General features: G+C 55.5%; 2 rRNA genes. Both read right to left on the bottom strand.

Annotation, left to right across the window (positions count from 1 at the left end):
* Position 1 precedes the first annotated feature (1 nt).
* A 5S ribosomal RNA gene (gene rrf, locus ABKW28_RS22615) occupies positions 2 to 118 on the bottom strand.
* Positions 119 to 270: 152 nt separating this feature from the next.
* Positions 271 to 3,404, bottom strand: a 23S ribosomal RNA gene (locus tag ABKW28_RS22610).
* Positions 3,405 to 3,495 lie beyond the last annotated feature (91 nt).

Here is a 3,495-nt window from a genome sequence, read left to right as displayed (position 1 = left end):
TGTCCGGCGGCGTCCTACTCTCCCACAACCTCTCGGTTGCAGTACCATCGGCGCTGAAAGGCTTAACTTCCGGGTTCGGGATGGGACCGGGTGTTTCCCTTTCGCTATGGCCGCCGTAACTCTTGCGGCACACACACCCAGGGTCGATGTTCACTGGGTGGTGGTGTGTGCCAAGCCATTATTCACATGTGGATGTGTCACGTGTGGTGGTTTGTGTGTGTGGATTCGTGGACGCGAGCAGCTCACCTTGTAGGTTCAGCTGAGTGGTTGTGGGACAAGCCCTCGGCCTATTAGTACCGGTCGGCTAGGCATTGCTGCTGTACACCTCCGGCCTATCAACCCAGTGTTCTGCTGGGGGCCTTACCCGGTTGACCCGGTGGGAAACCTCATCTTGAAACGTGCTTCCCGCTTAGATGCATTCAGCGGTTATCACTTCCGAACGTAGCTAACCAGCCGTGCCCCTGGCGGGACAACTGGCACACCAGAGGTTCGTCCATCCCGGTCCTCTCGTACTAGGGACAGCCTTTCTCAAGTTTCCTGCGCGCGCGGCGGATAGGGACCGAACTGTCTCACGACGTTCTAAACCCAGCTCGCGTGCCGCTTTAATGGGCGAACAGCCCAACCCTTGGGACCTACTCCAGCCCCAGGATGCGACGAGCCGACATCGAGGTGCCAAACCATCCCGTCGATATGGACTCTTGGGGAAGATCAGCCTGTTATCCCCGGGGTACCTTTTATCCGTTGAGCGACGTCGCTTCCACATGCCGACGCCGGATCACTAGTTCCGACTTTCGTCCCTGCTCGACATGTCTGTCTCACAGTCAAGCTCCCTTGTGCACTTACACTCGCCACCTGATTGCCAACCAGGCTGAGGGAACCTTTGAGCGCCTCCGTTACTCTTTAGGAGGCAACCGCCCCAGTTAAACTACCCATCAGGCACTGTCCCTGATCCGGATAACGGACCTAGGTTAGACATCTAGTACGACCAGAGTGGTATTTCAACGATGACTCCACACTCACTGGCGTGAATGCTTCACAGTCTCCCACCTATCCTACACAAGCCGAACCAAACACCAATACCAAACTATAGTAAAGGTCCCGGGGTCTTTCCGTCCTGCCGCGCGTAACGAGCATCTTTACTCGTAGTGCAATTTCGCCGAGTCCACGGTTGAGACAGCGCCCAAGTCGTTACTCCATTCGTGCAGGTCGGAACTTACCCGACAAGGAATTTCGCTACCTTAGGATGGTTATAGTTACCACCGCCGTTTACTGGGGCTTAAATTCTCCGCTTCGGTATTGCTACCTAACAGGTCCTCTTAACCTTCCAGCACCGGGCAGGAGTCAGTCCGTATACATCGTCTTACAACTTCGCACGGACCTGTGTTTTTAGTAAACAGTCGCTTGGGCCTGGTCTCTGCGGCCCTTCCCGCTCCCACCGCTAGGGTGTTCACGTTCCGGGCCCCCCTTCTCCCGAAGTTACGGGGGCATTTTGCCGAGTTCCTTAACCGTGGTTCGCTCGATCGCCTTAGTATTCTCTACCTGATCACCTGAGTCGGTTTGGGGTACGGGCGGCGCATAGCTCGCTAGAGGTTTTTCTCGACAGCATAGGATCATCCACTTCCCCCCAACGGGGTCCCCATCACATCTCAAGCCCGACATCGAAGTCAGAGATCCGGATTTGCCTAGATCTCGCCCTACATGCTTAGCCGTACACAACCATCGGTACGGTTGGACTACCTTCCTGCGTCACCCCATCGCTTGACTACTACCAGTTCGGGTCCCACGCTACGCTCAAGCGCCTCGCCCCGAAGGGTCCGGTCACTTGAGTTTCAGATGGTTAGCATCACCAGGTTCGTCATGGGCGCTACTTTGCCGGTACGGGAATATCAACCCGTTGTCCATCGACTACGCCTGTCGGCCTCGCCTTAGGTCCCGACTTACCCAGGGCAGATTAGCTTGACCCTGGAACCCTTGATCATTCGGCGCACGTGTTTCTCACACGTGATTCGCTACTCATGCCTGCATTCTCACTCGTGTCGCATCCACACCTGGATCACTCCGGCGCTTCACTCGCGACACGACGCTCCCCTACCCATCCACACACCTGAACACCCATCAAGTGGGTGCTGGGCTTATGTGAATGCCATAGCTTCGGCGGATGACTTGAGCCCCGCTACATTGTCGGCGCGGAATCACTTGACCAGTGAGCTATTACGCACTCTTTCAAGGGTGGCTGCTTCCAAGCCAACCTCCTGGTTGTCAGTGCGACTCCACATCCTTTTCCACTTAGTCACCGCTTAGGGGCCTTAGCTGATGGTCTGGGCTGTTTCCCTCTCGACTACGGAGCTTATCCCCCGCAGTCTCACTGCTGCGCTCTCACTTACCGGCATTCGGAGTTTGGTTAACGTCAGTAACCTGGTCGGGCCCATCGGCTATCCAGTGCTCTACCTCCGGCAAGAAACACGCAACGCTGCACCTAAATGCATTTCGGGGAGAACCAGCTATCACGAAGTTTGATTGGCCTTTCACCCCTATCCACAGGTCATCCCCTCAGTTTTCAACCTAAGTGGGTTCGGTCCTCCACGCGGTCTTACCCGCGCTTCAACCTGCCCATGGATAGATCACTTCGCTTCGGGTCTTGATCGTGCTACTGGCACGCCCTATTCGGACTCGCTTTCGCTACGGCTTCCCCACACGGGTTAACCTCGCAACACAACGCAAACTCGCAGGCTCATTCTTCAAAAGGCACGCCGTCACCCCGTCACACAAGTGTGAGCAAGGCTCCGACGGATTGTAGGCACACGGTTTCAGGTACTATTTCACTCCCCGCCAGGGGTACTTTTCACCTTTCCCTCACGGTACTTGTCCGCTATCGGTCATCAAGGAGTATTTAGGCTTAACGGGTGGTCCCGCCAGATTCACACGGAATTTCAGGGGTTCCGTGTTACTTGGGATGACGCATCACAGCTCGCGACTTACACTTACGGGGCTATCACCCTCTACGGCGCCACTTTCCAGCGGACTTCAACTTCATCACGAGTTTCTTACTGTGTGGCAGGCCGGCAGACCCACCCATGCGATCCCACAACCCCACATACACAACCCCTGCCGGGTATCACATGTACGTGGTTTGGCCTCATCCGATTTCGCTCGCCACTACTCTCGGAATCACTATTGTTTTCTCTTCCTGTGGGTACTGAGATGTTTCACTTCCCCACGTTCCCTCCACACACCCTATATATTCAGGCGCGGGTAACTGGACATGACTCCAGCTGGGTTTCCCCATTCGGACACCCCCGGATCACAGCTTGGTTGCCAACTCCCCAGGGCTTATCGCAGGCTCCTACGTCCTTCATCGGCTCTTGATGCCAAGGCATCCACCATGTGCCCTTCATAGCTTGTCTCACAAACACTCAACAAAAACTACAAAGACTAGAATTAATTACATCTAGAAAGACACGACACCCACACCCACCCCACACAAGAGGCAGATGC

It is taken from the genome of Nocardioides sp. 31GB23, from assembly GCF_040012395.1.
In the GTDB taxonomy this organism is placed as follows: domain Bacteria; phylum Actinomycetota; class Actinomycetes; order Propionibacteriales; family Nocardioidaceae; genus Nocardioides; species Nocardioides salarius.
The sequence above is the reverse complement of the archived record's forward strand: the minus strand, read 5'-3'. Positions and strand labels throughout refer to the sequence as shown.